Source organism: Microbacterium sp. G2-16M (genome assembly GCF_055809115.1).
This window is the reverse complement of the sequence record NZ_CM147897.1, coordinates 474,700-501,694: the sequence shown is the minus strand read 5'-3', so window position 1 is coordinate 501,694 and position 26,995 is coordinate 474,700. Positions and strand designations below refer to the sequence as shown.

Genomic DNA, 26,995 nt, shown 5'->3' with positions numbered 1-26,995 from the left:
AGCGGCCGCTCAGCGGGCGAGGGCGGCGACTTCGGCGGCGGCGCGGGCCACATCGTCGTTGACGACGCGGTAGTCGAACTCGGCCTGTGCGGCCAGTTCGCCCTTCGCCGTGCGCAGGCGACGTGCGCGCTCCTCGGCGTCCTCGGTGCCACGGCCGACCAGGCGGTGCACCAGCTCGTCCCAGCTGGGCGGCAGCAGGAACACCAGCGTGGCGGACGGCTCCGCCTCGCGCACCTGACGCGCCCCCTGCAGATCGATCTCCAGCAGCACGGTGCGGCCGGACCGCAGCGCCTCTTCGATCGGGGCGCGCGGGGTGCCGTAGCGGTACTTGTTGTGCACGGTGGCGTGCTCGAGCAGCTCGCCGTCCGCGACCATCCGGTCGAAGGCCGCGTCGTCGACGAAGAAGTAGTGCGTGCCGTCGACCTCGCCCGGCCGCGGCGGCCGCGTCGTGGCCGAGACCGACAGCAGGATCTCGGGGTGGGCCTGCTGGATCTGCGCGGCCACGGTCCCCTTTCCGACCGCGGTCGGACCAGCCAGGACGAGCAGCCGGCTGCGGCCGATGCGCGGCGTCGGCTCCGGGAAGCGGCCCCCGAGCCAGTCGCCGAGCGCGTGACGCTGCCGCACGCCCAGCCCGCCGAGCCGTTTGACCGGCGAGATGCCCAGTTCGGCCAGGATCCGGTCGCGCTTGCCTTCGCCGATGGCCGGCAGTGCGGTGAGGAACTCGGTCACGCGCAGCGTGGCCGCCGGCCCGCCCGTCTCGTGCTGCGCGCGGCGCAGCACATCCTGCCCGGTCACCACCCGGGTGGTCAGGTCGCGCTTCAGGCTCGCCCGGGCGCGCCGCGCCGCGATCGCCTTCTGCGAGGCGGCCAGCCGGTCGACCTCGGGGGGATGCTGGGCGTCAACCACGGAGATACTCCTCTGCGCGCGTGCGGATATGGGCGGCCAGGTCGTCGGGGCCGACGCTCAGGATACTGCGGCTCTCGCTGGCGATGACGGCCGACGCCGCCGAGCCGAAGCGGCCCGCCAGGTCGCCGGGCGCCACACCCTGATGGCCGAACCCGGGTGCCAGGATCGGCGCGGGCGGCGCGGGCACGGCCAGCCCGGCGTCGTCCCAGTCGACGGTCGCGCCGATCACGAAGCCGAGGTCGCCCCACTCCCCCGCGGCCGTGCGCTGCGCGTTGCGGGCGGACACCTCGGCGACGATCCCGCCCGAGACGGTCCGCCCGTCCGCGCGGCGGGAGCGCTGCGGCCCGAACGCGTCCGGATTGCTGGTGGCGGCCAGCACCAGCACCCCCTTGTCACCCGCCTCGGCCAGGGCGAACGCGCCGGACAGCGTCTCCACGCCCAGGAACGGGTTCGCCGTCACGGCGTCGACCTCCAGCGGCGCACCCGGGGTGAGCCAGGCGTCCGCGTAGGCGTCCATGGTCGAGCCGATGTCGCCGCGCTTCGCGTCGCCGATCACGACCAGCCCGGCCTCGCGGCCGGCGTGCAGCACGTCTTCGAGCGCGGCGAAGCCGGTCGACCCGTACCGCTCGAAGAACGACACCTGCGGTTTCACGAATCCGACCCGGCCGGCCGCGGCATCCACCACCCGCAGACCGAAGTCCCGCGCTCCCGCGGCGGTCTGGTCCCGTCCCCATGCGGACAGCAGCGAGGGGTGCGGGTCGATGCCCACGCACAGCGGCCCGAACCGACCGATCGCCGCCCGGGTGCGCTCGCCGAATCCGGTCACGCCCGGACCGCCGCCCGATCGGCGGCGTACTCCTGCAGGCTGCGCACCTCGAATCCGTCGCCGGTCGCATCCAGCGCGCTGACCGCGGCGCCGATGGTCGCGATCGTGGTGAACAGCGCCTTGTCGGCGGCCACCGCCGCGGCGCGGATCTCGTACCCGTCGGCGCGCGCCGACATGCCGCTCGGGGTGTTCACGACGATGTCGATCTCGCCCTCGTCGATCAGGTCGACGATATTGCGCTGGCCGGTGTCCTGGGTCTGGCTGAACTTGTTCACCTCGGTGACCGCGATCCCGTTGCGGCGCAGGATCTCGGCGGTGCCCTCGGTGGCGGTGAGGGTGAACCCGAGCTGCTGCAGCCGGTGGGCGGGAAGGATCACGGCCCGCTTGTCCGAGTCGGCGACGGAGATGAACACCGTCCCGCTGCGCGGGATCCCGCCGTAGGCCGCGGCCTGGCTCTTCGCGAACGCGGTCGGGAAGTCGCGGTCGAAACCCATCACCTCGCCGGTCGAGCGCATCTCGGGGCCGAGCACCGAATCGACGGTCTTGCCCTCGGCGGTGCGGAACCGCTTGAACGGCAGCACGGCCTCCTTGACCGCGACCGGTGCGGTGATCGGCACGGTCGACCCGTCGCCGGATGCCGGCAGCAGGCCCTCGGCGCGCAGCCCCGCGATCGAGGTGCCCGCCATGATGCGGGCCGCCGCCTTGGCCAGCGGGGTGCCCAGCGCCTTGGAGACGAAGGGAACCGTGCGGCTGGCGCGCGGATTCGCCTCGATCACATACAGCACGCCGGCGCTGACGGCGAACTGCACGTTCAGCAGACCGCGCACCCCGACCCCGGCGGCGATCCCGAGCGTGGCCTGCCGGACCCGTTCGATCTCGGTGCGGCCCAGGCTCATCGGCGGCAGGGCGCAGCTGGAGTCGCCGGAGTGGATGCCGGCCTCTTCCAGGTGCTCCATGATCCCGCCGATGAACAGCTCGTCGCCGTCGTAGAGCGCGTCCACATCGATCTCGACCGCGTCGTCCAGGAAGCGGTCCACCAGCAGCGGCTTGCCTTCTCCGATGATGGCGGCCTCGCCGATGCGCACGAAGTAGTCGCGCACGCTCGGGGTGTCGTAGACGATCTCCATGCCGCGCCCGCCGAGCACGAAGCTCGGGCGCACCAGCACCGGGTACCCGATGTCCTCGGCGACGGCGACCGCCCCCTCGACGTCGATCGCGGTGCCGTGGCGCGGCGCGACCAGCCCGGCGTCGTCGAGGATGCCGCTGAACAGCCCGCGCTCCTCGGCGAGGTCGATCGCGGCCGGGCTGGTGCCCAGGATCGTGTAGCCGGCGTCCTCGATGCCCTGCGCCAGCCCCAGCGGCGTCTGGCCGCCGAGCTGGCAGATGACGCCGAGGATGGTCCCGGACCGGGACTCGGCGTGCAGCACCTCGAGCACGTCCTCCAGCGTCAGCGGCTCGAAGTACAGCCGGTCGCTGGTGTCGTAGTCGGTCGAGACGGTCTCGGGGTTGCAGTTGACCATGATCGTCTCGAAGCCGGCGTCCGACAGCGCGAACGAGGCGTGCACGCAGGAGTAGTCGAACTCGACGCCCTGCCCGATGCGGTTCGGGCCGGAGCCGATGATGACGACCTTCGTCCGCTCGGACGGCGCCACCTCGGTCTCGGTGTCGTAGCTGGAGTAGTGGTAGGGCGTGAGCGCCGGGAACTCGCCCGCGCAGGTGTCGACGGTCTTGTAGACGGGACGCACGTCCAGCGCGTGGCGGACGCCGCGCACCTCGGCCTCGGACACGCCGCGCAGCTCGCCGATCTGCGCGTCGCTGAACCCATGGTCCTTCGCGATGCGCAGGGTCTGGACATCCAGCTCGTCCGCCGCCGCGACGTGCGCGGCGACCTCGTTGATCAGCACCATCTGGTCGAGGAACCACGGGTCGATCTGCGTCGCCTCGAACGCCTCCGCCACCGTCGCGCCCTTGCGCAGCGCCTGCTGCACGACCACGATCCGGCCGTCGGTGGGCGTCCGCGCGATCTGCAGCAGTTCGGAGACCGACCGCGGCTCGTCGCCCCAGTGGAAGCTGGAGCCCCGCTTCTCCAGCGATCGCAGCGCCTTCTGCAGTGCGGTGGTGTAGTTGCGGCCGATCGCCATCGCCTCGCCGACCGACTTCATGGTGGTCGTCAGCGTCGCGTCGGCGGCCGGGAACTTCTCGAAGTTGAACCGGGGCACCTTCACGACCACGTAGTCCAGCGTGGGCTCGAAGCTGGCCGGCGTCACCCGGGTGATGTCGTTGGGGATCTCGTCCAGGCGGTAGCCGATCGCGAGCTTCGCGGCGATCTTGGCGATCGGGAACCCGGTGGCCTTGGACGCGAGCGCCGAGGACCGCGACACGCGCGGGTTCATCTCGATGACGATGATCCGCCCGTCGGCCGGGTCGATGGCGAACTGGATGTTGCAGCCCCCGGTGTCGACCCCCACCCGCCGGATGATGTCGATCCCGATGTCGCGCAGCTTCTGGAACTCGCGGTCGGTGAGGGTCAGCGCCGGGGCGACCGTGATCGAGTCGCCGGTGTGCACGCCGACCGGGTCGACGTTCTCGATCGAGCAGACCACGACCGTGTTGTCGGCGGTGTCGCGCATGAGCTCGAGCTCGTACTCCTTCCACCCGAGGATCGACTCCTCCAGGAGCACCTCGTGCGTGGGCGAGTCGTGCAGCCCTGCTCCGGCGATCCGGCGCAGGTCACGCTCGTCGTAGGCGAACCCGGACCCCAGGCCCCCCATCGTGAAGCTCGGCCGCACCACGAGCGGGTAGCCCAGCTCGGCCGCGCCGGCGAGCACCTCGTCCATGGTGTGGCAGATGCGCGAGGCGGCGACATCCGCGCCCGACTCCAGCACCAGCTCCTTGAAGATCTGGCGGTTCTCGCCCTTCTCGATCGCCTCGGGGCGGGCGCCGATCAGCTCGACGTCGTACTTGTCCAGGATGCCGGCCTCGTACAGCGCCATCGCGGCGTTCAGCGCGGTCTGCCCGCCCAGGGTCGGCAGGATCGCATCCGGCCGCTCCTTCGCGATGATCGTCTCGATCACCTCGGGGGTGATCGGCTCGATGTAGGTGGCGTCGGCGAAATCGGGGTCGGTCATGATCGTGGCCGGGTTGGAGTTGACCAGGATCACCCGCACCCCCTCGGCCTGCAGCACGCGGCAGGCCTGGGTGCCGGAGTAGTCGAACTCACAGGCCTGTCCGATCACGATCGGGCCGGAGCCGATGACCAGGACGGAGGAGATGTCGTCGCGCTTGGGCATCAGTGGGCGTCCTTCTTCGAGTCGAGGTGCGCGGTGACCATCTCCGCGAAGCGGTCGAACAGATAGTTGGCGTCGTGCGGTCCGCCCGCCGCCTCGGGGTGGTACTGCACCGAGAAGGCGGGGATGTCCAGGGCCCGCAGGCCCTCGACCACATCGTCGTTCAGCCCGATGTGGCTGACCTCGACCCGGCCGTACCCGTTCGGGCTGTCCACGGCGCCCTCGCGGGGGACGTCGACGGCGAAGCCGTGGTTGTGCGCGGTGATCTCCACCCGGCCGGTCTGGCGGTCCAGCACCGGCTGGTTGATGCCGCGGTGGCCGAACGGCAGCTTGTAGGTGCCGAAGCCGAGCGCGCGGCCGAGCAGCTGGTTGCCGAAGCAGATGCCGAAGAACGGCAGGCCGTCGTCGAGGACGGCGCGCAGCAGGGCGACGTGCTCATCGGATGCCGCGGGGTCGCCGGGCCCGTTGGAGTAGAACACCCCGACCGGGTCGATGGCCGCGATCGCCTCGAACGTGGCGTCCTGCGGGAGCAGGTGCACCTCGAACCCGCGGCGGGCGAGGTTGTCGACGGTGGCCTGCTTGATCCCGAGGTCGAGCACGGCGAGGCTGCCGATCTTCTCGCCCTGCGCGGCGGTCACCTCGCTGGCGGTGATCGACACCGCGGCGGACAGGTTCCGGCCGGCCATCGCGGGGGCCTCGCGGACGATGCGCAGCTGCTCCTGCGCGTCCAGGACCGCGGCGTCCCCGGAGAAGATCCCGCCGCGCATGCTGCCGGCGGAGCGGATGTGGCGGGTCACCGCGCGGGTGTCCACCCCGCTGATGCCGACCACGGCATCCTGTTCCAGCGCCGCATCCAGGGACGTGGTCGCGCGCCAGTTGGACACCACCCGGGAGGGGTCGCGGACGATGTACCCGGCGACCCAGATGCGGCGGGACTCGGGGTCTTCGTCGTTCATCCCGGTGTTGCCGATGTGCGGTGCGGTCTGCAGCACGATCTGGCCGGCGTAGGACGGGTCCGTGAGGGTCTCCTGGTACCCGGTCATGCCGGTGGAGAAGACCACCTCGCCCAGTGTCATGCCACGGGCGCCGTAGGCGCGGCCGCGGTGGCGGGTGCCGTCTTCGAGGACGAGGACGGCGGGGTCGGTGTTCAGTGTCATGCGGCGGATCCTGTCTCGGGAGTCGTGATCAGGGGGCGGATGGCCTCGGTCAGCGCCGTGGCGGAGGCGTCCTGCGGTCTCAGATAGCTGTCCACGACCGGGCCGGCGTCGGTGCGCCAGCTCAGCCGGGTCAGCCCGTCATGTTCGACCACGCGGTCGATGGCGACGGTGGCCCGGCCGACATCGACCAGGCGCGCGGCGGACAGCGCGATGGTGTCCTGCCCGGGCATCTCCAGCGCGACGCCGGCCTCGCCGACCCGGATCACCGCCTTCGAGCGCAGCCCGAGCCCGCGGATCGCGAGGCGTTCCAGAGGCTGGTCGTGCGCCGTCGTGGCCACGTACAGGCCGTTGTAGGCGGCGAACGTCGCATCGGCGGGCAGCGTGTCGTGCGGGGCGGTCAGCGCGGCGTCGCGCCGCGTACGTCGCCACCAGCCCCACGCCATCAGCCCGATCGCGACGATGGCGATCGCGACCACGATCAGCAGCGCGCCCTCGCGGCTCATGCCGGCACCGATTCCGTCGGCTCGACCGCGATGCCGTCCGCGATGGTCGCGGTGCCCCGGTGGACGGTCCACATGACGCGACCGGGCAGCTCCCGTCCCAGGTACGGGGAGTTGTCGCTGCGCCCGTGCAGGTCGGATGCGGTGAAGACCCCGCCGGCGGCCGGGTCGTACAGGGTCAGCTCGGCCGGCTCGCCCGCCGCGATCGGCCGTCCGTGTCCGGCGAGCCGCCCGATGCGCGCGGGCGTGCGCGACATCACCCGGGCCACGTCCGGCCAGTCCAGCAGCCCGGTCTGGACCATGGCGCTGTGCACGACCCGCAGGGCCGACTCCAATCCGACCATCCCGTTGGCGGCGGCCTGCCACTCGCACGCCTTGGCCTCGGCGGGATGCGGCGCGTGGTCGGTGGCGACGATGTCGATCGTGCCGTCGGCCAGCCCCTCGCGCACCGCCTGCACGTCCTCGTCCCGGCGCAGCGGCGGGTTGACCTTGTACCGCGCGTCATAGCCGCGGACCAGCTCGTCGGTCAGCAGCAGGTGGTGCGGCGTGACCTCGGCGGTCACGGCGATGCCGCGCTTCTTCGCCCACCGGATCAGGTCCACCGACCCGGCGGTGGACAGATGGCACACGTGCAGGCGCGAGCCGACGTGCTCGGCCAGCAGCACGTCGCGGGCGATGATCGACTCCTCGGCCACCGCCGGCCAGCCGGCCAGGCCCAGTTCCGCCGAGACGGTGCCCTCGTTCATCTGGGCACCCTCGGTCAGGCGCGGGTCCTGGGCGTGCTGGGCGATGACGCCGTCGAACGCCTTCACGTACTCCAGGGCCCGGCGCATGATCAGCGGGTCGGCGACGCAGAAGCCGTCGTCGCTGAACACCCGGACCCGGGCGCGGGACGAGGCCATGGCGCCGAGCTCGGCGAGGCGCTCGCCGTTCTGCCCCACCGTGACCGCGCCGATCGGCTGCACCGTGACCAGGCCGGCGGCCTCGCCGAGCGCCAGCTCCTGCTCGACCACGCCGGCGGTGTCGGCGACCGGCGAGGTGTTGGGCATCGCGAAGATCGCGGTATAGCCGCCCGCGGCGGCCGCCCTCGACCCGGTGAGCACCGTCTCGGATGCCTCGTACCCGGGTTCGCGCAGGTGGGTGTGCAGATCGACCAGGCCGGGCAGTGCCAGCAGCCCCGCCGCGTCGATCTCGCGGGCGCCGGCGTGCGTGAGCCCCACGCCGACCTCGGCGATGCGCGCACCGTCGATCAGGATGTCGGCGGTCTCGCCGCCCTCGATCCGTGCGCCGCGGATCAGGAGGACCTCGGTCATCGTGCGTCCTCCTTCTCGTCCGTGCGCGGCTGCGCGTCCTGCGGCGCGTCCCGCTCCCCCGCCAGCAGCAGGTACAGCACGGCCATCCGCACCGACACGCCGTTGGTCACCTGGTCGAGCACGGTCGAGCGGGGCGAGTCGGCGGCTTGCGCGCAGATCTCCAAGCCCCGGTTCATGGGCCCGGGATGCATGATCATCGTACCCTCCGGCAGCGCCTCGAAGCGCTCCGGAGTCAGCCCCCATCGCCGGGAATACTCCCGTTCGGTGGGGAAATATGCGGCATTCATGCGCTCGCCCTGGATGCGCAGCATCATCAGCGCGTCCGGGGCCGCGGCCACGGCCTCGTCGAGGTCGTAGCCTACCGTGACCGGCCAGGCCGAGACATCCTGCGGGATCAGGGTGGGCGGTGCCACCAGCGTCACCTGGGCGCCCAGCGTTCGCAGCAGCCACACGTTCGAGCGTGCGACCCGTGAGTGCAGGATGTCGCCGACGATCGTCACGCGCATCCCCTCCAGGTCGCGGCCCCGGCTGCCGGCGCCGTGCCGGCGCTTGCGCAGGGTGAACGCATCCAGCAGCGCCTGCGTGGGATGCTCGTGCGTCCCGTCGCCGGCGTTGACCACGCCGGCGCTGATCCAGCCGCTGGTGGCCAGCGTGCGCGGTGCGCCCGAGCCGGCGTGCCGGACCACGACGGCATCCGCCGCCATCGCCTGGAGGGTCTGCGCGGTGTCCTGCAGCGACTCGCCCTTGGAGACCGAGGAGCCCTTCGCGGAGAAGTTGATGACGTCCGCGGAGAGCCGCTTGGCGGCGGCCTCGAACGAGATGCGGGTGCGGGTGGAGTCCTCGAAGAAGAGGTTGACGACGGTCTTGCCGCGCAGGGTCGGCAGCTTCTTGACCTCGCGCTGCTGGGTGTCGGCCATGTCCTCGGCGACGTCGAGGATGCGCAGCGCGTCGGACCTGCTGAGCGTCTTGGTGTCCAGCAGATGCCTCATGATCCGATCGTCACCTCCTCGGCGCCGTCGATCTCGACGAGCCGGACGTTGACCCGCTCGTCCCGCGCGCTGGGCAGGTTCTTGCCGACGAAGTCGGGTCGGATGGGCAGCTCGCGGTGCCCGCGGTCGACCAGGATCGCCAGGCGCACGGCGGCGGGGCGCCCGATGTCGCCGACGGCGTCCAGGGCGGCGCGGATGGTGCGTCCGGAGAACAGCACGTCGTCCACGAGCACGACCGTGCGTCCGTCCAGGCCCCCGGGCGGGATCTGCGTGCGCTGCGGGGCGCGGGTGGGATGCCGGTGCAGATCGTCGCGGTACATCGTGACATCCACGGATCCCACCGGGACCGCCACCCCGCCCACCTCGCCCACGAGGGTCGCGATGCGCTCGGCGAGCGTGACGCCGCGGGTGGGGATGCCGAGGATGACGAGGTCCTGTGCGCCCTTGTTCGACTCCAGGATCTCGTGCGAGATCCGAGTCAGTGCGCGTCTGATGTCGGCACTCTGCAAAACGACGCGAGGAGGCACGGTGCGCGTGCTCATCGTCGCTCCCTTCTCCGCCTCACGGGACGGGGTTAAAGGTTGCTGGGTGATCCGAGTCTATCGGCTCAGCCGGCGGGCACCGTCGCTTCGCGGCCCAGCTCGTCCTCGACGTCGCGAGACCGGATGGGATGCCCCTGGGTGGTCAGGCAGCGGCCGCTGGCCAGGTCCCACTTCCAGTCGTGCATGCTGCAGGTCAGGACCCCGTCCTCGATCTTCCCGGTCTTGGACAGGTCCGCGCGCAGGTGCGGGCAGCGACGCTGCACCACCCAGTCGCCCAGCTGCACGTCCTCGCTGGTGTCGGTCTGCTCGGAGTACCAGTTCTCCACATATTCGATGCGGTCGGCCGAGAGGCACTTGAAGAACGTGTAGATGAACTCGTTGAACTTGCCCTTGCGACCGGCGCTGAACTGCATCGACAGGAAGATCGAGTTCGACCAGTCGATCTCGTGATCGCGGATGTTGGTCGAGACCAGGTCGGCGCCGATCGTGTACCAGAACTCGCAGTCCTCGCCGGCGTACTCGCGCACCTTCGCGCGGGGGAAGTCGACCACCAGGTCCAGCTCGCCGATGGTCATCCGCACCGGTCCGCCGACGCCGAGCCGGATCGTGCGGGACTTGCGCAGCAGCGGCTCCCACCACTCCTTCAGCGCGGCGAGCATCTCGGTCGGAGCGAGCACGGCGGCCCGGGAGGCCTGCTCGTCGCGCAGCTCCTGCTGGCGTCCCGCGCGCTGCTCGGCGAGGTAGCCCCACTTGTCCGAGAAGATCCGCTCGATCTCGGCATCCGTGTACAGCGTCTGGGTGACCGCGATATCGCCGTGGTCCAGGTCGACCTGGGTGCCCGGGACGAACAGATGCCCCTTCTGCTGCGGACGCTGCTCGCGCATGTGCTCGAGGAACTGCGCCTGGTCGGTGAAGATCGAGTCGTCCTCGCTCCCCCAGCCGTTGAAGCGGAACAGCTCGTCGCGCAGGAACATCGGCGGGCCCGCCATCGGGAACACATGCTCCGCGTCGACCTTGTCGATGTAGTACATCGCGCGCTTGTTCTGCGCATCGCGCTTGAGCCGCGCGAAGTTCTGCTTGGCCTGAAGCGGCAGGTCGTAGACCATCGGCCACCAGATCGCTCCGGAGGTCTGGGTGAAGTACGCGTCGGGCTTGCTGAAGCTCAGCAGCTTCTCGAGGTCGAGCGGGTGCGAGTCGTTCTGGTTCAGGATGCTGGCGGTGCCGTCATCGAGCGACAGCGATGAGTCGCCGATCGGGCCGTCGCTGGGCGCGCGCAGCGGGGTGACCATCAGATTCAGCTCGCCGAACCGCAGGGGCACGCCGGCCTGCGTGTAGACGATGTTCGTGTAGCCGAGGGCGCGGATGTCGTCCTCGAGGTCGTCGGTCGGGTAGTCCGGCAGCAGCACCGGGATGTCCTTGCGGATGTACGTCTGCAGCAGCCGCGGATCGAAGTGATCGCGGTGCCGATGCGAGATGTACAGCAAGTCGGCCTGTCCGAAGCGCTCCCAGTCGAGCCCGCGGTTGTCGGGGAACGGGAACCACGAGCCGTAGAAGCTGGGGCCGAGCACCGGGTCGCAGATGATGCTTCCGCCGGCTGTCTCGATGAACATGCCGGCATGGCCGAGGCCGGTGATCCGCATGACACTCCTCCTGGGTCGTCGCCGTGAAAGTCTACGCGGCGCTCGCTGCTCAGGATTCGAACAGACCGCGGATGTCGTCGGCGCTCAGGGTCTGCGCGAAGGCGTCTCCGTCATCCATCACCGACCGGAACAGGCGCGCTTTGCGCTGCTGCAGGGCGACCACCTTCTCCTCGATCGTCCCCGCCGCGATCATCTTGTACACGAACACGTTGCGGGTCTGCCCGATCCGGTGCGTGCGGTCCACCGCCTGCGCCTCGGCGGCCGGGTTCCACCAGGGATCCAGCAGGAAGACGTAGTCGGCCTCGGTGAGGGTCAGGCCGAATCCGCCGGCCTTCAGGCTGATGAGGAACACCGGCGCATCCCCGGAGCGGAACGCGTCGATCACGTCGCCGCGGCGGCGGGTCGAGCCGTCCAGGTACTCGTGCCGGATGCCGGCGGTCTGGAGCCGATCGGCGGCCAGCTGCAGGAACGACGTGAACTGGCTGAACACGAGCGCGCGGTGCCCTTCCGAGGCCAGCTCGGCGAGCTGATCGATCAGCGCGTCCAGCTTCGCCGACGGAAGACGGGCGTGCACCGGGTCGACCAGCGCCGGGGCCAGGCTCATCAGCCGCAGCAGGGTGAGCGAGCGGAAGACGATGAACCGGTTGCGGTCCAGGTCGTCCAGCAGGCCCAGCACCTTCTGCCGTTCGCGCTGCAGCGTCGTGTCGTAGAGCGCACGGTGAGCGGGGGCGAGCTCGACCACGAGCTGCTGCTCCTGTCGCGGGGGCAGCTCGGCGGCGACCAGCTCCTTCGTGCGGCGCAGCACGAGCGGGCGGATCCGCCGCCGCAGGCGTGCCAGCCGTGCGGCGCGATACGGCGCCCCCTCCTGGTTCTCGGGCACCTTGCCCTTCTCGATCGGCCCGATGTACTCCTCGCGGAAGCGGCGCGCGGAGGGGAACAGGCCCGGCGCCGTCAGCGACAGGATCGCCCACAGCTCGCCCAGCCCGTTCTCCATCGGCGTGCCGGTGATCGCGTAGACGGCGTCGGCGCGCAGCGCCGTGACCGCCTTGTGCAGTTTGGTGGCCGGGTTCTTCACGAACTGCGCCTCGTCGAGGATGATCCCCGCCCACTCCACGCCGGCGTATGCCGCCTCGTCCAGGCGCAGCAGCGCGTACGAGGTGACCACGACGTCCGCGGCGGGTGCGTCCCGGCCCGGTGGGTCCGAGACGCGCCCTGTGGTCTCGACCAGCCGTACGTTCAGCTCGGGGGCGAACTTCGCCGCCTCGGCGCGCCAGGTGGGCAGCACCGAGGTCGGTGCGACGACCAGGAACGGGCGGCGCTCGCCGGTCTCGCGGGCGTGGGCGAGAAGGGCGAGCGTCTGCACCGTCTTTCCCAGGCCCATGTCGTCGGCGAGGATCCCGCCCAGCCGGTGGCGCCACAGGAAGGCCAGCCAGTCGAAGCCGGCGCGCTGATACGGGCGCAGCGGGGCCTGCAGCATCTGCGGGACCGGCGTCGGCTCGATCCGGTCGACGTCGCGCAGCCCTTCGGCGGTCGCCCGCCACGACACGGCGGGCTCGGCCACGTCGGCGAGGTCCTCGAAGTCCTCCCAGAGGGTGGTCTGATACCGGCTGATCCGCGGACCGGTCTCCCATTCGGCGAGGTCCGAGGACTCGTCGATCAGCTCGCGCAGACGATCCAGCGCGGGATGCTTCAGCGAGAAGTAGCCGCCGTCCGACAGCAGCAGCTTGGTCCGTCGGGTCGCCAGCGCCGAGAACAGCGGGGCGAACGGGATGTTGCGCCCGTCGATGGTCACGATCACGCCGAGGTCGAACCAGTCCGCATCGGTGCTCTCCACCGTCGTGACGGTGATCTGCGGATCGCCGGTGAGCTCGCGGTAGGCGCGACGGCGGCCCGTGGTCCGCACCACCACACCGTCGAGTCCTTCGAGCGCGGGCAGCAGCCGGGACGCGAACTCGGCCGCCTCGATCCCGTCGAAGCTCCCCTGCGCGGCCAGCGGGGCGGATGCCGCGGCCTCGCACGTCTGGGCCACCCGGTCCAGGATCGCCGTCTCGGCCTCGGCGTCCCGGTCGGCCGCGGCATCCTCCCCCGGGCGATGCCGGGTGCCGTCCGGGTAGCGCCATTCCAGTTCGTACTCGACGCGGTCGCGCGGCCGGAAGTGCCCCGCGATCTCGAGGACGGGCGGTTCGAGCTCGGGCAGCGGCAGGGCGGCGTCGGTCGTGATCGTCGTGCGCCGGGCCAGTCGCGGGTACCCGGTGCGCAGGAACGCGTCCACCTCGTCGCCCGGCACTATCAGCGGCGCCGGCGAGGCCAGCAGCCCGACGACGGGCTCGTCCAGGGCCACCGGCGCGAGGGCCAGAGCGACCGTGGAGCGGACCACGGTGTACGCGTACAGTCCCGTCCTCCCGACCGGCCGGACGGTCTCAGGCGTGACCGGCGCGCCGTCGACGGTGATCCGAGGCGACAGGACCAGCGCCTCGCCCTCGCGCGCGATGTGGACGGCCGCCGTCGCCGTATCGGCCAGCCGCACCTCCTGCCCCTTCGCGGTGGGCACCAGGGGGATGCCGAGGGCTGCGGCGGCCGCCAGGTGCGGCCAGAGCAGCGACGAGGCGATCGTGTCCAGCGTCAGCCAGTCGGAGGCGTCTGCCAGCGGCCCCAGCGAGAAGGTGTCGTGCGCGATGCTGTGCAGCTCGGCGAGCCAGCGCGTGTGGGCCGGGTCGAACCCGGGGCCGCCGCGGCGGATCGCGTCCCAGGACGCCTCGCCGCGGATCCAGTTGCCGGTCGCGGTGCTGCGCTGCAGCGGCCGGAGTCCGACCAGCAGCTCGCCGCCGACGGTGGCGATGCTGCGCGCAGTGGCGGTCTCGACGCGGCGCGGCGCCCACTGCGTGCGCCCGCGGGGGTGCCGCTGGCGCAGCTCGACCCCCAGCGCGAGGGCCGTCCCTCGCGACCGGGCCGCCGGGGAGGCTTCGACCAGGTCGCGCCAGCCGGGCGCCACGGGGCGGCCGCGGCGACCGGCGTCATCGGGGGCGAGGGGCGCAGACACTGGCACTGACACCGGCGGAGGCTCAGGACGAGCGGGCGATCCGGGCCAGGACTCCATGGACGAACGCGCCGGACTCCTCGGTGGAGAACTCCTTGGCCAGTTCCACCGCCTCGTCGATCGCGACCGCGGTGGGCACGTGCTCGTTGTACAGGATCTCCCACGAGCCGATGCGCAGCAGCGCACGATCGACCGCCGGCATCCGGGCCAGCGACCAGTCCTTGGCGAAGGTGGTGATCTGCTCGTCGATCTCGTCGCGGTTGTCGATGATGCCGTCGACGATCTCGCGCGCGTACAGCCAGGAGGCCTCGCGCGCGGGTTCGCCCGCGGCGCGCTTCGCCTCGGCGGCGAGGATGCTGGCGATCGGCTCGTCGCGGACGTCGGACTGGAACAGGATGTCCAGGGCGCGCTTGCGCGCCTTGGTGCGTGCGCTCATCGGCGGTCGGACCGCCGGTTCAGTTCACACGGCCGAGGTAGTCGCCCGTGCGGGTGTCCACCTTGACCTTCGTGCCGGTCTCCAGGAACAGCGGCACCTGGATCTCGTAGCCGGTCTCGACCGTGGCCGGCTTCGTGCCGGCCGACGAGCGGTCGCCCTGCAGTCCCGGCTCGGTGTAGGTGATCTCCAGGATCACCGAGGCCGGCAGCTCGACGTACAGGGGCGAGCCGTTGTGCAGCGCGATGGTGACCTGCTGGTTCTCCAGCATGAAGTTCTTGGCATCGCCGACCACGGTCGCCGGCACGGTGATCTGGTCGTAATCGGCGGCGTCCATGAACACGAACCCGTCGCCGTCGCCGTACAGGTACGTGAAATCGCGGCGGTCGACGTTCTCGATCTCGACCTTCGACCCCGCATTGAAGGTCTTGTCGTTCGTCTTGCCGCTGACGACGTTCTTCAGCTTGGTGCGCACGAACGCGCCGCCCTTGCCCGGCTTGACGTGCTGGAACTCCACGACGCTCCAGAGCTGTCCGTCGAGGTTCAGGACCACGCCGTTGCGGATGTCTGCGGTGGATGCCATGTGCCGGGGTTCCGTTCGTCGGGGATTCTCACGTGCGGGCGCAGCGCCGTGTGCGCGCGGCCGACAGTCGATTCTACGGGAAGAGCGGCCGGTGCCGGACTCAGGCCCGCACGAGCGGCAGGAAGACCTCGTCCACGATGGCCACCAGCGCCTCGTCGGACAGCGGGGCGGCCGTCATCAGCAGGTCGTGGCGGAACAGATCGGACGCCACCGACCGCACCCGCGGCGTCAGCCGCGCCGGGTCGACCTCCCCCCGCGCGATGGCGCGCTCCAGGACGATGTCCATCGACGTCCCGGCGCGCTCACCGAACGCGCTGCGGCGCACGTCGGCGAACGTGCGGCCCGACTCGGCGTAGTACGACCCCATGAAGACGCTCAGCAGCGGTGCGATCGCGCTGCGGGCGGCGTTGGATGTGCGCAGCAGTGCCAGCACATCGCCGCGCAGGGTGCCCGTGTCGGGGGTGGGCAGCCTGCCCTGGTTCAATCCGAACGAGAGGGTCGCGTCCAGCAGCTGCTGCCGGTCGGCCCACCGCCGATAGATCACCGATCGGCTCGTCTGCACCCGCTCGGCGACCGCGTCGATCGTGAACCCCGGGTATCCGCCCTCCAGCAGCTGGTCCCAGCCGGCCTGCAGGATGGCCTGTTCGAGCTCTTCACCCCGGCGGCGGCGGGCCGGGACATCCTGTTCAAGATCCATTTGTGTATCTTATCCGATCGGCGTACACTCCCCTTCTAGATACACTCGCGTATCTTATGAAGGAGTCTCCCGTGTCGGACACATCTGCTCCGGTCGTCCCGCGCCGCGCCATCGTGACCGCTTTGGTCCTGATGGTCGGGGGCCTGGCGGTCATCTTCGACAGCACGATCATGAGCATCGCGCTGAAGACCCTCGCCGTCGACCTCGACGTCCCGGTCAGCACCATCCAGTGGGTGACGACCGCCTACCTCCTCGCCCTCGGCGTAGCCATTCCGGTGGTCGGCTGGGCGCAGGCGCGGATCGGCGGGAAGCGGCTGTGGATGATCGCGCTGACGATCTTCCTCGTCGCCTCGATCGCGTGTTCGCTCGCCTGGGATGCCCCGAGCCTGATCGCATTCCGCGTGCTGCAGGGCATCGGCGGCGGGCTCATGATGCCGCTGATGGCCACGCTGGCCGTCCAGCAGGTGCCCGGTGGAGCCGGCCTCGGCCGGCTGATGGCGATGGTGAGCCTGCCCGCCGCGCTCGGCCCGATCCTGGGACCGACGATCGGCGGTCTCATCCTCAACTTCCTCGACTGGCGCTGGATCTTCTGGGTCAACGTGCCGTTCTGCCTGGTCGGCCTCGCGCTCGCGTGGAAGTTCGTCCCGGCCGACGAGCCGCGCGACCGTCCCGTGCTCGACTGGCTCGGCCTGCTCCTGGTCTCCCCCGCCCTGGTCGGCATCCTCTACGGCCTGTCGAACGTGAGCGGCGACGGCGGATTCACGCGCACCGACGCGTGGCTCCCGGTCACGGCGGGTCTCGCCTTCGCGGCCGCCTTCGTGATCTCGCAGGTGCGCCGCCCGGCCGCGGCCCTGGTCGACATCGGGCTCCTGCGCCGCCGCGCCGTGGCCTCGTCATCCGCCGTGCTCTTCCTGTCCGGGGCCTCGCTCTACGGGGCGATGCTGCTCCTGCCGCTGTTCTTCCAGATCGTGCGCGGCACGGACGCGCTGACCGCGGCGCTGCTGCTCATCCCGCAGGGGGTCGGCGCCCTGCTCAGCCGCACGCTCGCCGGGCGTCTCACCGACTCGATCGGGGCCCGCGCCGTCTCGATCGGCGGGTTCATCGTGATGGGCGCCGCCACGATCCCGTTCGCGTTGGCCGGCGCCGCCACGAACGACTGGTGGCTGATGGCCGTGCTGCTGGTGCGCGGGTTCGGCATGGGCGCGGTCATGATCCCGGTGATGTCGGTGGCCTTCGTCGGCTTGGAGCGCAGCGAGGTGCCGCACGCGAGCATCATCACCCGTCTCGCCCAGCAGGTCGGCGGCGCGTTCGGGACGGCGGTCCTGGCCGTGATCCTGGAGAACGCGACCGGCGGCGCGACCGACCTGGCGGCGCTGGCGAGCGGGTTCGACGTCGCGTTCTGGTGGGCGGTCGGCTTCACCGTGGTCGCGATCGGGGTGTGCCTGACCCTGCCCGGGCGGCGGGTCGTCGCCGTGCCCGCGCCGCAGCCGGCCTGACCGCGGCGCCGGGCCTCAGCCTTCGGCGCGCCCGGCGATCACGTCGACGAGCAGGTCCACCGCGGTCGCGTACCCCTGAACGCCCTCGCCGATCACGTGCACCGCAGCGACGTCGGCCACGTACGAGAAGCGCCGGAACTCCTCGCGCGCGTTGACGTCGGAGATGTGGACCTCGGCCACCGGCAGCGCGACGCCGGACAGGGCGTCGCGGAGGATGACCGAGGTGTGTGTCAGGCCGCCGGGGTTGATGACGATGCCGGCGCAGTCCTGCCGCGCCGCGTGGATCGCGTCGAGCAGGACACCTTCGTGGCTGCTCTGCACCGCGCGGACCTCGAAGCCGTGCCGGGCCGCGGCATCCGTGGCGATCCGCTCGACGTCGGCGAGGGTGGCCGTCCCGTAGAGGTCCGGCTCGCGCACGCCCAGCAGGTTCAGGTTCGGGCCGTTCACGAGCAGCAGGCGGCGCGCAGTGTTCACGCCATCACCCTAGCGTCGCTTTCGGAGCCGCCGCGCTCGGACGACACCCGCGCTCAGCTGCTCGTCGGTCGGGCCGCGCCCGGACTTCGCGCGTATCCGATCCCGCTCCTTCCTGAGGTGGTGCCATGAACCGCCGGGCGGTACCGGGTCGGCGCTGTGCAGCAGCATCTTGACGGTCGGAGTGTCGGGTCGCGCGTGCACGTCGAGGTGCGCGGGCCGGCGCCGGCCCGCTCGATCGCGGAGCACGTCGGCCGGCATCGGCCGCACCTCGCCGCCCTGTCGGTCGACGACGGCGAGGCGCAGGTTCGCGACGGCGAGGATGCGCGCAAGCGTGCGAACATCGATCTCGCCGCAGCTCTCCACGCGGGCGATCGTCGACTGGCCGACCGCGACGAGCTGCGCGAGATCCCGCTGGCTCAGGTCGGCGAGGCGCCGCGCACGGCGCACGTAGCCGGACACGTCGATCTCGTCGCCCGACGTCGTCTCGGGGCTGTTCGTCTGCGGCATGCGCACATCCTGCCGCTCGCCGCCGACATCGCTCGGCAACCCCGGCTCGGCGTTCCCCAGCGCCACGCGCACGCCGGCGCCACGCGGCCCGCGTTCGCCGGGTCCGTCATGTCCTGTCCCGAGACTCACCAGTTGATCCGTCCCGCGGATCAACTGGTGAGCCTGCGAGAGGGCAATGACCAGACCCTGGCCGAACGACCAGACCAGGGCGAAATTGCGCTGGGACGGGGCAGGAACACAGCCCGGGATAGAGCGCGCCCGCGTCGCGGCCGGCGAGGCGCTACGCCCCGATCTCCTGATAGGCGGCGAACAGCAGAGACTCGTCCGGCGCCTGCATCACGGTCGGTCGCCCGATCTCGTCGAGCACGACGAAGCGCAGCATCGCGCCGCGCGCCTTCTTGTCCCGGCGCATGGTGGCCAGCAACTGCTGCCACGCGCCCGCCCGGTAGGTGGTGGGCAGGCCGAGGCTGGACAGGATGCTGCGGTGCCGGTCGACCGAGGCATCCGAGAGGCGCCCGGCCAGGCGGGAGAGCTCCGCCGCGTACATCATCCCGACGCTGACGGCCGCTCCGTGCCGCCACTGGTATCGCTCGGCGAATTCGATCGCGTGGCCCAGGGTGTGGCCGTAGTTGAGGACCTCCCGCAGCCCGGCCTCGCGCAGATCCTCGCCGACCACCTGGGCCTTCATCCGGATCGCCAGTTCGATGCACCGACGGAAGGCCTCGGTCGTGGGATCCACGGCCGCCTGCGGATCGGCCTCGATGATCTCCAGGATCTCGGGATGCCGGATGAACCCGGCTTTGACCACCTCGGCGAAGCCGGCGACCCGCTCGTTCGACGGCAGCGAGTCCAGCAGCTCCAGATCGCAGATCACCGCGTGCGGCGGCCAGAACGCGCCGACGAGGTTCTTTCCCTCGGCGGTGTTGATCCCGGTCTTGCCGCCGATGGCGGCATCGACCATGCCCAGGACGGTGGTCGGCAGCTGGATCACCTCGACGCCGCGCAGCCAGGTCGCCGCGACGAAGCCGGCCAGATCGGTCACCGCTCCCCCGCCGAACCCGATCACGACATCCGTGCGGGTGAAGTCGGCCTGGCCCATGACCTGCCAGCAGAAGGCCGCCACCTCGACGCGCTTGCCGGGCTCGGCATCCGGGATCTCGGCCAGCAGCACCTCGCGTCCGCCCTCGGCGAGTGTCTCGCGCAGCTGCCCAGCGGCGGTCGCCAGCGACGGCTGGTGCACGATGAGCACCTTCCGCGCCGCCTCGGGGATCGCCTGCGGCAGCTTCTCCCGCACGATCCCCCGGCCCACCGTGATGTCGTACGGGCGCTCGCCCGCGACGGTGACCACCGTCTGATCCGTCATGCCGTTCCCTCCTGCGCCGCCGATGCGGCATCGTCTTGGCTCCATCGTGTGCGCACCCACCCGGCCACGTTCGCGACGATGTCGCGGATGTGCCCGGTGGAGGTGTCGATCGCCACGTCCGCCAGCCGCGCGTACAGCTCGGCCCGCTCGGCGGCGACCTGCGCCCAGCGGCCGAGGGCGTCGTCGCCCTGCAGCAGCGGACGCGATGTCGTGCGGATGCGGCCGGAGACCGTGCGCAGGTCGACGGTCAGCAGCACCACGGGATGCTGCGCGAGGTCGGTGCGCGTGTCGGGATGCAGGATCGCCCCGCCGCCGAGGGCGACGATCCCGCCGCCGGCCAGTCCTTCGCGGACCGCGACCCGCTCCAGGTCGCGGAAGCGCTGCTCGCCGCCGGTCGCGAAGATCTCGGGGATCGGGCCGTGCACGCGGGCGACGGCGATGTCGGTGTCGAAGAAGCGCACGCCCAGCTGCTTGGCCGCCTTGCGCCCGATGCTGGTCTTGCCGGCCCCCATCGGGCCGATCAGGACCGCGCTGCGCGCCGTCATGGCCGCAGCAGGTCGGGATCGCTCACATCGCTCGTGCGCAGCGTGGCCGGAATGGCCGCGAGGTACGCCTCGACGTTGCGTCGGGTCTCCTCCACGCTGTCGCCGCCGAACTTCTCCAGGACGACCTCGGCCAGCACGAGCGCGACCATCGCCTCGGCGACCACGCCCGCCGCCGGCACGGCGCACACGTCGGAACGCTGATGGTGGGCCGACGCGGTGTCGCCGGTGGCGACGTCCACGGTGCGCAGCGAGTGCGGCACGGTCGCGATCGGCTTCATCCCGGCTCGGGCGCGCAGCACCGTGCCGGTGGACATGCCGCCCTCGGTGCCGCCCGCGCGGTCGGTGGCCCGGGTGATGCCGGACGCCTCGGCGAACAGCTCGTCGTGCGCGGCCGAGCCCCGTCGCCGGGTGGTCTGGAAGCCGTCGCCGATCTCCACGCCCTTGATCGCCTGGATGCTCATCAGCGCCTGGGCGAGGCGTCCGTCCAGCCGGCGGTCCCACTGCACGTGCGATCCGAGCCCGGGCGGCAGCCCGTACGCGAGGACCTCGACGATGCCGCCCAGGGTGTCGCCGTCCTTGCGGGCCGCGTCCACCTCCTCCACCATGCGTGCGCTGGTGGCGGCATCCCGGCAGCGCAGCGGATCGGCATCCAGGGCGTCCACATCGTCGGGCACCGGCAGCGGCGCCGCCTCGGGCACCTGCACCGTCCCGATCGACAGGGTGTGGCTGACCAGCCGGATCCCCAGCTCGCCCAGGAACGCGCGGGCCACCGCGCCCAGGGCGACGCGCGCCGCCGTCTCCCGCGCGCTCGCGCGCTCCAGGATCGGGCGGGCCTCGTCGAAGCCGTACTTCTGCATGCCGACCAGATCGGCGTGTCCGGGGCGCGGGCGGGTCAGGGGGGCGCCGCGACCGCGTGAGCGGTCGGTCAGCTCCACCGGCTCGGCGCTCATCACCTCGGTCCACTTCGGCCACTCGGTGTTGCCGATGCGCAGCGCGATCGGGCTGCCCAGGCTCAGACCGAAGCGCACCCCGGTCGAGATGGTCAGCTCATCCTCTTCGAACTTCATCCGCGAGCCGCGCCCGTACCCGAGCTTGCGGCGCGCGAGGTCGGCCTGGATGGCCGCCCGCGAGACGGGGACGCCGGCGGGCAGTCCCTCCATCAGGGCGACCAGTTCGGGGCCGTGCGATTCGCCGGCCGTGAGCACGCGGAGCATTCCCCCAGTCTCCCATGCCGGCGGGCGCGCTCAGACGTCGATGACGGCCGTCCGCATGGCCGTCAGCACCGCGGCCTCGTCCGGCAGCGGCTCGGTCGGCTCGCCGGAGGCGAAGATCCGCACCTGCAGCAGCGCCTGCCCGATGAGCATGCCCAGGCCCGGCACGGCACGCTGACCGCGCCGCTCCCATGCCTGCGCGAGGGCGGTCGGCCAGTGCCCGTACACCACGTCGTACAGGACGCCGCCCCCGCTCGCCAGCGCGTCCGCGGCGGCCTCGTCCAGCGCCGCGCCGCCCGGAAGGGTGGCGAACGTCAGCGGGACCGGCGCGCCCGGCCCGTCCAGCCCGTGCACCTGCACCCGCACGCCGAGGTGCGCGCCCAGTGCCTCCAGCGGCGCCGCCGCGGACGGGCGGCGGGCGGCGACATCCACGTCGCGCACGCCGAGCTCGGCCAGCGCGAGCAGGGCCGAGGTGGCGGTGGCCCCGGCGCCGACGATCCGCGCCCGGCCGATGTCGGCAAGGTCCTGCCCGGACAGCTCGGCGACGATGCCTCCGACATCCGTGTTGAACCCTCGGGGCCCGTCGGGGGCGAGCAGCAGCGTGTTCACCGCGCCGGACAGGGTCGCCGCGCGGTCGCGTGCGCGGGCCGCGGCGAAGGCCGCGGCCTTCAGCGGCATCGTCAGCGACAGGCCCCGCCAGCGTCGGTCGAGTCCGGTGAACTCGCCGGCGAAGGATGCCGCGTCCACGCGGCGTCGCCCGTACGACCAGTCCCGTCCGAGCGCGGCGTAGGCAGCCGTGTGCAGCGCCGGCGACAGGCTGTGTGCGATCGGGTCGCCCCAGACCTCGAGCCGGTCCGCCTCGCTCAGCATCCCGAGTCCGGGTGGGCCCGGCACCACGTCTGCATCTGGCCGATCGCCTTCTGCTGCTCGGCGTAGGTCGCGCTGAAGACGGTCTCACCGGTGTCGAGGTTCACCGTGACGAAGTACATCCACGGACCGTCGGCGGGGTGCATCGCCGCGTCGATCGCGGTGTCGCCCGGGCTGGAGATGGGGCCGACCGGCAGCCCGGTGTGCACGTAGGTGTTCCACGGGTTGTCGTCGTCCAGCGCGGCCTGGCTCGAGCTGGCGGTCCCGTCGTGCATCTCGCCGTAGCCGTACTGCGCGGTGGAATCCATCTGCAGCTTGCCGAACGTCTCCTGGTTGTTCGGCTTGAGGCGGTTCTCGATCACCCGCGACACCTTGTAGAAGTCGTCGGACGAGCGCGCCTCTCGCTGGATGATGGAGGCGATGGTGAGGATCCGCTGCCGGTCGCTCTCGGGGACCCCGGCGTCGTCCAGCGATCGCACGGTGCGCGCCACCATGGTCTTGATCACGTCGGTCGCGGTGGCGCCCGGATCGAACGTGTACATGGCGGGGAACAGCCAGCCCTCGAGACTGTCGGCCTTCACCCCGTACTTCGAGGGATCCTTGGTCGCGGCCCGGAAGTCCTCCAGCGGGATCTTCAGCGTCTCGGACAGGTTCTTCAGGATCGTCTCCTCGGTGACGCCCTCGCGGATCAGCGCCGAGTTCTCCAGCTTCGAAGCGGGATCCTCGAGGGTCTTCAGCGCGGCGGCGGAGGTCATCTTCTTCTGCAGCTTGTACACGCCCGGGTAGAAGGTCGGGCTCTGCCCGGTGCTGATGAGCATGCTGTAGAACGCCTCGGGGGTCTTCGTCACCCCGGCCGAGGCGAGCGTCCGCGAGATGGAGCTGCCGTTGTCACCGCTGACGATGGTCACCAGCGCCTCGCCGTGGGCCTGTCCCGCCTCGTAGTCCTTGGGCTCTTCCCATCCCATGATCGAGCGGATGTTGTCCTGATACGTGTCCCACACGTACCAGCCGGCGCCGCCGATGCCGACCAGCACCACGAGGACGACCGCGAGCCCGATCCACCGACCGCGGCGCTTCTGTCGCTTCGACTTCTTCTTCGGGACCGTCCCGAGCGCCTCGGTGCTCGCCGAGCCCGCGAACAGGTCGGCCAGCTCGGGCCGGTCCGCCGTCGTCCCGCCCGCGTGCACTCCCGGATCGGGATTGCCCCGACGGACGGGCCCGGGCGCGACATCCGGGTTCTCCCGGCCCTCGTCGGCGGCCGGGGCGTCCTGCCGCGCCGTCGCTTCGCGTGCTGCCGCTTCGCGTGCTGCCGCTTCGCGTGCGGCCGCTTCGCGTGCCTCGCGCCGTGACAGCGGCGTCCCGCCCGTGCCGGGCGCCGACGCGCGCCCGGAGCGCGGGTCGGGCAGCCGGCCGTACATCTCGGCGAACGGATCGCCGTCGGATCGGGCGTCGGACATTTCAGGCGGGCTCCTGCGTGGGGGGGACACGATCACCGGCCGGTCGTCCCGTGCGCTTCTCGATGTCGAGAGCCTGTTGGAGGAAGACGACTGCGGCGACTTGATCCACAATGCTACGAGATGAACGCTGTGTTCTGCCCGATGCCCGCAGAACGGCGTGTGCGCTGACCGTGCTGAGCCGCTCGTCCACGAGACGGACCGGCACGGCGGATGCCGCGGCCAGCCGGGCCGCGACGGCCCGCGCATCCGCGGTCGAGGCGGTGTCCTGGCCGTTCATGTTCAGCGGCAGGCCGACGACGAACTCGATGGCGTCGAACTCGGTCGCCAGCGCGAGCAGCCGCGGGAGCGGATCCGGCTCGCGCGGCACGGTCTCCACCGGAACGGCCAGCATGCCGTCCGGATCGCACCGCGCCACCCCGACCCGGGCCCTGCCCACGTCGACGGCCAGCCGCACCCCGCGTCGGAAGTCGGTCACACCCTCTCCAGGCCGGAGCGCACCGTCGCCAGCGCCGCCGGCAGGGCCGAGGCGTCCGTGCCGCCGCCCTGGGCCACGTCGTCGCGGCCGCCACCGCCTCCGCCGAGGACGGATGCCGCGGACTTGGCCAGGACGCCGGCGCGGGCGCCGGCGGCGCGCGCGGCCTCGTTCGTCGCGACGATGACCACCGGCCGGCCGCCGGCCACGCCGGCCAGCGCGACCACGGCGGCGTCGGCGCCGAGCCGGTCCCGCACCTGCAGTGCCAGCGACCGGACGTCGTCGGCCGACGCGACCCCACCCACCGACTCGCCCACGACCCGGAACCGGCCCGTGGTCGACGCCTGCGCGGCCAGCTCGGGGACGCGGTCGGCCAGGGCGCGCGCCTCGAACGCGGCGATCTTCTTCTCTGCCGCCTTCAGCTGTGCGCTGAGGTCGGCGATCCGAGCGGGCAGCTGGTCACGCGGCGTCTTCAGCGACGAGGTCAGCTGCGCGACGAGGGCGCGCTCGGCCGCCAGCTCGCGGAACGCGTCCCGACCCACCAGCGCCTCGACACGGCGATTGGAGGCTCCGACCGAGGACTCGCCGACGAGACTGATCAGGCCCACCTCGGCGGACGAGGCGACGTGGGTCCCCGCGCACAGCTCGCGCGACCACGGGCCGCCGATGTCGACCATGCGAACCGTGCTGCCGTACTTCTCGCCGAACAGCGCCATCGCGCCCAGTTCCTTGGCCTCGGCCAGCGGGAGCACGCGGGTGGTCACCTGCAGGTTCTCGCGCACGGCGTTGTTGGCGATCTCCTCGATCTCGCTCTTCGTGTCGGTCGACAGCGACGAGCCCCAGGAGAAGTCGAACCGCAGGTAGCCGGCCCGGTTGAGCGACCCGGCCTGCGTCGCGGTGCGACCCAGCGTGTCGCGGAGCGCGGCGTGCACGAGGTGGGTGGCAGAGTGCGCCTGCGCCGCCGCCCGACGGTTCTCGGCATCCACCACGCTCGTCGCGGGCTGGTCGACTCCGACCTCGCCCTGCGTGACCTCGACGGTGTGGCTGACCAGCCCGGGCACGGGACGCTGCACGTCGAGCACCTCGAGCTCGTAGCCGGGCCCCACGATCATGCCCTTGTCGGCCACCTGCCCGCCCGATTCGGCGTACAGCGCGGTCTCGGCGAGGATCACCTCGGCGAGCTGGCCCTGTGTGGCCCGATCGACCGGCAGGCCGTCGACGAGGATGCCGAGCACGCGGGACTCGGTCTCCAGCTCGGTGTAGCCGGTGAAGCCGGTCTCGCCGTGCGCGCGGAACTCGCGGTACACGCTCTGGTCGGCCAGCGCCCGCTTGCGCGAGCGGGCGTCGGCCTTCGCCCGCGTCTTCTGCTCCTGCATCAGGGCGTCGAAGGCGGCGCGGTCCACCGTGAGGCCCGCTTCCTGGGCGACCTCGAGGGTCAGGTCGATCGGGAAGCCGTAGGTGTCGTGCAGCAGGAAGGCCTCGGGGCCGCTGATGGCCTCGGCGTGCGCCTTCTTCGTCTCGTCGATCGCCAGATCCAGGATCGTCGAGCCGGCCGCGAGCGTGCGCAGGAACGTCTCCTCCTCGGCGACGGCGTACTGCGACATCCGCTCCCAGTCCGTCTCCACGACCGGGTAGGCGGACTTCATCGCGTCACGGGATGCCGCGAACAGCACCGGGAAGGTCGGCTCGTCCACGCCCAGCAGACGCATGGCGCGCACCGTGCGGCGCATCAGGCGCCGGAGGATGTATCCGCGGCCCTCGTTGGAGGGCGTGACGCCGTCCGAGAGGAGCATCAGCGAGGAGCGCACGTGGTCGGCGATCACGCGGAACCGGATGTCATCGCCGTCGTCGGCTCCGTACCGGCGACCGGACAACTCGACCGCGCGATCCAGCACCGGCCGGACCTGATCGATCTCGTACATGTTCTGCACGCCCTGCTTCATGAAGGCGACTCGCTCCAGCCCCATGCCGGTGTCGATGTTCTTGCGCGGCAGCGGGCCGACCACGTCGAACTCGGTCTTGGAGCGGACGTTGGTGATCCGCTCCTGCATGAACACCAGGTTCCAGATCTCGGTGAACCGGTCGTCGTCGACCGCCGGGCCGCCGTCCCGCCCGTACGCCGGGCCGCGGTCGAAGTAGATCTCCGAGCAGGGACCGCCCGGGCCGGGCTGGCCGGTGTGCCAGTAGTTGTCCTCTTTGCCCAGCCGCTGGATGCGCGAGGCGGGCAGCCCCGCCACGGACTGCCACAGCCGGGCCGCGTCGTCGTCGTCCTCGTAGACGGTCACCCACAGGTCGCGCTCTGCGAAGCCCAGACCGCCGTCCGCCTCGGACGAGGTGAGCAGCTCCCACGCGTAGCCGATCGCCTCTTCCTTGAAGTAGTCGCCGAACGACCAGTTGCCCAGCATCTGGAAGAACGTGCCGTGCCGGGCGGTGTGCCCGACCTCTTCGATGTCGAGCGTGCGGATGCACTTCTGCACGTCGGCGACGCGCGAGAACGGCGCGGGGACCAGACCGCTCAGGTACGGGATGAACGGCACCATCCCGGCGATCGTGAACATGATCGACGGGTCGTCGCTGACCAGCGACGCGGACGGCACGATGACGTGGTCGTTCTTCTCGAAGTAGTCGAGGTAACGCTGGGCGATCTCAGCGGTCTTCATTGATGTCTTCCCAGAGGTCGGCGGGGAACGGGG

The 26,995-nt window shown here is 71.5% G+C and carries 23 protein-coding genes; 1 reads left to right on the top strand and 22 read right to left on the bottom strand.

Translation table 11 applies throughout. From position 1 onward, the window contains the following. Positions 1 to 9: 9 nt before the first annotated feature. The 13 genes from gmk to AC0L6F_RS02380 form a co-directional block, all read right to left on the bottom strand. Complete coding sequence (gmk, locus tag AC0L6F_RS02440; RefSeq protein ID WP_259611998.1) at positions 10 to 906, bottom strand: guanylate kinase; 897 nt, start codon at positions 904 to 906, stop codon at positions 10 to 12. Continuing rightward, the gene (gene pyrF / locus AC0L6F_RS02435; protein ID WP_473539043.1) at positions 899 to 1,732 is read right to left on the bottom strand and encodes an orotidine-5'-phosphate decarboxylase; all 834 of its coding nucleotides are present in this window, start codon (positions 1,730 to 1,732) and stop codon (positions 899 to 901) included. The genes gmk and pyrF overlap by 8 nt, the downstream gene beginning before the upstream one ends. After that, positions 1,729 to 5,022: a carbamoyl-phosphate synthase large subunit gene (gene carB / locus AC0L6F_RS02430; RefSeq protein ID WP_274638280.1), complete on the bottom strand. Its 3,294-nt coding sequence runs from the start codon at positions 5,020 to 5,022 to the stop codon at positions 1,729 to 1,731. Before carB ends, pyrF begins: the two co-directional genes overlap by 4 nt. Then, positions 5,022 to 6,176, bottom strand: a complete 1,155-nt coding sequence (gene carA, locus AC0L6F_RS02425; RefSeq protein WP_473539042.1) for a glutamine-hydrolyzing carbamoyl-phosphate synthase small subunit — start codon at positions 6,174 to 6,176, stop codon at positions 5,022 to 5,024. Before carA ends, carB begins: the two co-directional genes overlap by 1 nt. Beyond that, the gene (locus tag AC0L6F_RS02420) at positions 6,173 to 6,679 is read right to left on the bottom strand and encodes a PH-like domain-containing protein (protein WP_274638282.1); all 507 of its coding nucleotides are present in this window, start codon (positions 6,677 to 6,679) and stop codon (positions 6,173 to 6,175) included. Before AC0L6F_RS02420 ends, carA begins: the two co-directional genes overlap by 4 nt. Beyond that, positions 6,676 to 7,989 (bottom strand): dihydroorotase, encoded by a 1,314-nt coding sequence (locus AC0L6F_RS02415; protein WP_259611995.1) that lies wholly within the window; start codon positions 7,987 to 7,989, stop codon positions 6,676 to 6,678. The genes AC0L6F_RS02420 and AC0L6F_RS02415 overlap by 4 nt, the downstream gene beginning before the upstream one ends. Further along, a complete protein-coding gene (locus AC0L6F_RS02410) occupies positions 7,986 to 8,978 on the bottom strand; it encodes an aspartate carbamoyltransferase catalytic subunit (RefSeq protein ID WP_274638283.1) in 993 nt (330 codons plus the stop codon). Before AC0L6F_RS02410 ends, AC0L6F_RS02415 begins: the two co-directional genes overlap by 4 nt. Further along, positions 8,975 to 9,520: a bifunctional pyr operon transcriptional regulator/uracil phosphoribosyltransferase PyrR gene (gene pyrR / locus AC0L6F_RS02405; RefSeq protein WP_259611994.1), complete on the bottom strand. Its 546-nt coding sequence runs from the start codon at positions 9,518 to 9,520 to the stop codon at positions 8,975 to 8,977. Before pyrR ends, AC0L6F_RS02410 begins: the two co-directional genes overlap by 4 nt. Before the next feature lie 65 nt (positions 9,521 to 9,585). Next, a complete protein-coding gene (locus AC0L6F_RS02400) occupies positions 9,586 to 11,160 on the bottom strand; it encodes a Rieske 2Fe-2S domain-containing protein (RefSeq protein WP_274638284.1) in 1,575 nt (524 codons plus the stop codon). Positions 11,161 to 11,209: 49 nt separating this feature from the next. Next, entirely contained in the window at positions 11,210 to 14,212 is a 3,003-nt protein-coding gene (locus AC0L6F_RS02395) for a DEAD/DEAH box helicase (protein WP_473539041.1), read from the bottom strand. Between the two features lie 10 nt (positions 14,213 to 14,222). Beyond that, positions 14,223 to 14,633 (bottom strand): transcription antitermination factor NusB, encoded by a 411-nt coding sequence (gene nusB / locus AC0L6F_RS02390; RefSeq protein WP_259611990.1) that lies wholly within the window; start codon positions 14,631 to 14,633, stop codon positions 14,223 to 14,225. Positions 14,634 to 14,652: 19 nt separating this feature from the next. Continuing rightward, entirely contained in the window at positions 14,653 to 15,213 is a 561-nt protein-coding gene (gene efp, locus AC0L6F_RS02385; protein WP_259611989.1) for an elongation factor P, read from the bottom strand. Between the two features lie 100 nt (positions 15,214 to 15,313). Continuing rightward, positions 15,314 to 15,910: a TetR/AcrR family transcriptional regulator gene (locus tag AC0L6F_RS02380; protein ID WP_473539040.1), complete on the bottom strand. Its 597-nt coding sequence runs from the start codon at positions 15,908 to 15,910 to the stop codon at positions 15,314 to 15,316. A gap of 71 nt (positions 15,911 to 15,981) precedes the next feature. Between AC0L6F_RS02380 and AC0L6F_RS02375 the strand changes: the two genes are divergently transcribed. After that, positions 15,982 to 17,406 (top strand): MDR family MFS transporter, encoded by a 1,425-nt coding sequence (locus tag AC0L6F_RS02375; RefSeq protein WP_274638287.1) that lies wholly within the window; start codon positions 15,982 to 15,984, stop codon positions 17,404 to 17,406. Between the two features lie 15 nt (positions 17,407 to 17,421). Here the strand turns inward: AC0L6F_RS02375 and AC0L6F_RS02370 are convergent, their stop codons facing one another. The 9 genes from AC0L6F_RS02370 to alaS form a co-directional block, all read right to left on the bottom strand. Then, positions 17,422 to 17,880, bottom strand: a complete 459-nt coding sequence (locus tag AC0L6F_RS02370) for a type II 3-dehydroquinate dehydratase (RefSeq protein ID WP_259611985.1) — start codon at positions 17,878 to 17,880, stop codon at positions 17,422 to 17,424. A gap of 9 nt (positions 17,881 to 17,889) precedes the next feature. Beyond that, positions 17,890 to 18,387: a helix-turn-helix domain-containing protein gene (locus AC0L6F_RS02365; protein ID WP_473539039.1), complete on the bottom strand. Its 498-nt coding sequence runs from the start codon at positions 18,385 to 18,387 to the stop codon at positions 17,890 to 17,892. A 280-nt stretch (positions 18,388 to 18,667) separates the two neighbouring features. Then, the gene (gene aroB, locus AC0L6F_RS02360; RefSeq protein WP_473539038.1) at positions 18,668 to 19,750 is read right to left on the bottom strand and encodes a 3-dehydroquinate synthase; all 1,083 of its coding nucleotides are present in this window, start codon (positions 19,748 to 19,750) and stop codon (positions 18,668 to 18,670) included. After that, on the bottom strand, positions 19,747 to 20,295 hold the full coding sequence (locus tag AC0L6F_RS02355) for a shikimate kinase (RefSeq protein WP_473539037.1): 549 nt from the start codon (positions 20,293 to 20,295) through the stop codon (positions 19,747 to 19,749). Before AC0L6F_RS02355 ends, aroB begins: the two co-directional genes overlap by 4 nt. Then, on the bottom strand, positions 20,292 to 21,509 hold the full coding sequence (gene aroC, locus AC0L6F_RS02350) for a chorismate synthase (RefSeq protein WP_473539036.1): 1,218 nt from the start codon (positions 21,507 to 21,509) through the stop codon (positions 20,292 to 20,294). The genes AC0L6F_RS02355 and aroC overlap by 4 nt, the downstream gene beginning before the upstream one ends. A gap of 30 nt (positions 21,510 to 21,539) precedes the next feature. Further along, positions 21,540 to 22,400: a shikimate dehydrogenase gene (locus AC0L6F_RS02345; RefSeq protein WP_473539035.1), complete on the bottom strand. Its 861-nt coding sequence runs from the start codon at positions 22,398 to 22,400 to the stop codon at positions 21,540 to 21,542. Continuing rightward, the gene (gene mltG, locus AC0L6F_RS02340; protein ID WP_473539034.1) at positions 22,370 to 23,830 is read right to left on the bottom strand and encodes an endolytic transglycosylase MltG; all 1,461 of its coding nucleotides are present in this window, start codon (positions 23,828 to 23,830) and stop codon (positions 22,370 to 22,372) included. Before mltG ends, AC0L6F_RS02345 begins: the two co-directional genes overlap by 31 nt. A gap of 1 nt (position 23,831) precedes the next feature. Further along, entirely contained in the window at positions 23,832 to 24,305 is a 474-nt protein-coding gene (gene ruvX, locus AC0L6F_RS02335; protein WP_473539033.1) for a Holliday junction resolvase RuvX, read from the bottom strand. Next, positions 24,302 to 26,962 carry an alanine--tRNA ligase gene (gene alaS, locus AC0L6F_RS02330; protein WP_473539032.1) on the bottom strand — a complete coding sequence of 887 codons (2,661 nt, stop codon included), beginning with the start codon at positions 26,960 to 26,962 and terminating at the stop codon, positions 24,302 to 24,304. The genes ruvX and alaS overlap by 4 nt, the downstream gene beginning before the upstream one ends. Between the last annotated feature and the right edge of the window lie 33 nt (positions 26,963 to 26,995).

What these genes read in the sequence shown, in the direction of transcription:
- carB (WP_274638280.1), bottom strand. Translation starts at nt 5,022, where the DNA reads ATGCCCAAGCGCGACGACATCTCCTCCGTCCTGGTCATCGGCTCCGGC.
- carA (WP_473539042.1), bottom strand. Translation starts at nt 6,176, where the DNA reads ATGACACTGAACACCGACCCCGCCGTCCTCGTCCTCGAAGACGGCACC.
- AC0L6F_RS02420 (WP_274638282.1), bottom strand. Translation starts at nt 6,679, where the DNA reads ATGAGCCGCGAGGGCGCGCTGCTGATCGTGGTCGCGATCGCCATCGTC.
- AC0L6F_RS02415 (WP_259611995.1), bottom strand. Translation starts at nt 7,989, where the DNA reads ATGACCGAGGTCCTCCTGATCCGCGGCGCACGGATCGAGGGCGGCGAG.
- AC0L6F_RS02410 (WP_274638283.1), bottom strand. Translation starts at nt 8,978, where the DNA reads ATGAGGCATCTGCTGGACACCAAGACGCTCAGCAGGTCCGACGCGCTG.
- pyrR (WP_259611994.1), bottom strand. Translation starts at nt 9,520, where the DNA reads ATGAGCACGCGCACCGTGCCTCCTCGCGTCGTTTTGCAGAGTGCCGAC.
- AC0L6F_RS02400 (WP_274638284.1), bottom strand. Translation starts at nt 11,160, where the DNA reads ATGCGGATCACCGGCCTCGGCCATGCCGGCATGTTCATCGAGACAGCC.
- nusB (WP_259611990.1), bottom strand. Translation starts at nt 14,633, where the DNA reads ATGAGCGCACGCACCAAGGCGCGCAAGCGCGCCCTGGACATCCTGTTC.
- efp (WP_259611989.1), bottom strand. Translation starts at nt 15,213, where the DNA reads ATGGCATCCACCGCAGACATCCGCAACGGCGTGGTCCTGAACCTCGAC.
- AC0L6F_RS02380 (WP_473539040.1), bottom strand. Translation starts at nt 15,910, where the DNA reads ATGGATCTTGAACAGGATGTCCCGGCCCGCCGCCGCCGGGGTGAAGAG.
- AC0L6F_RS02365 (WP_473539039.1), bottom strand. Translation starts at nt 18,387, where the DNA reads ATGCCGCAGACGAACAGCCCCGAGACGACGTCGGGCGACGAGATCGAC.
- aroB (WP_473539038.1), bottom strand. Translation starts at nt 19,750, where the DNA reads ATGACGGATCAGACGGTGGTCACCGTCGCGGGCGAGCGCCCGTACGAC.
- AC0L6F_RS02355 (WP_473539037.1), bottom strand. Translation starts at nt 20,295, where the DNA reads ATGACGGCGCGCAGCGCGGTCCTGATCGGCCCGATGGGGGCCGGCAAG.
- aroC (WP_473539036.1), bottom strand. Translation starts at nt 21,509, where the DNA reads ATGCTCCGCGTGCTCACGGCCGGCGAATCGCACGGCCCCGAACTGGTC.
- mltG (WP_473539034.1), bottom strand. Translation starts at nt 23,830, where the DNA reads ATGTCCGACGCCCGATCCGACGGCGATCCGTTCGCCGAGATGTACGGC.
- alaS (WP_473539032.1), bottom strand. Translation starts at nt 26,962, where the DNA reads ATGAAGACCGCTGAGATCGCCCAGCGTTACCTCGACTACTTCGAGAAG.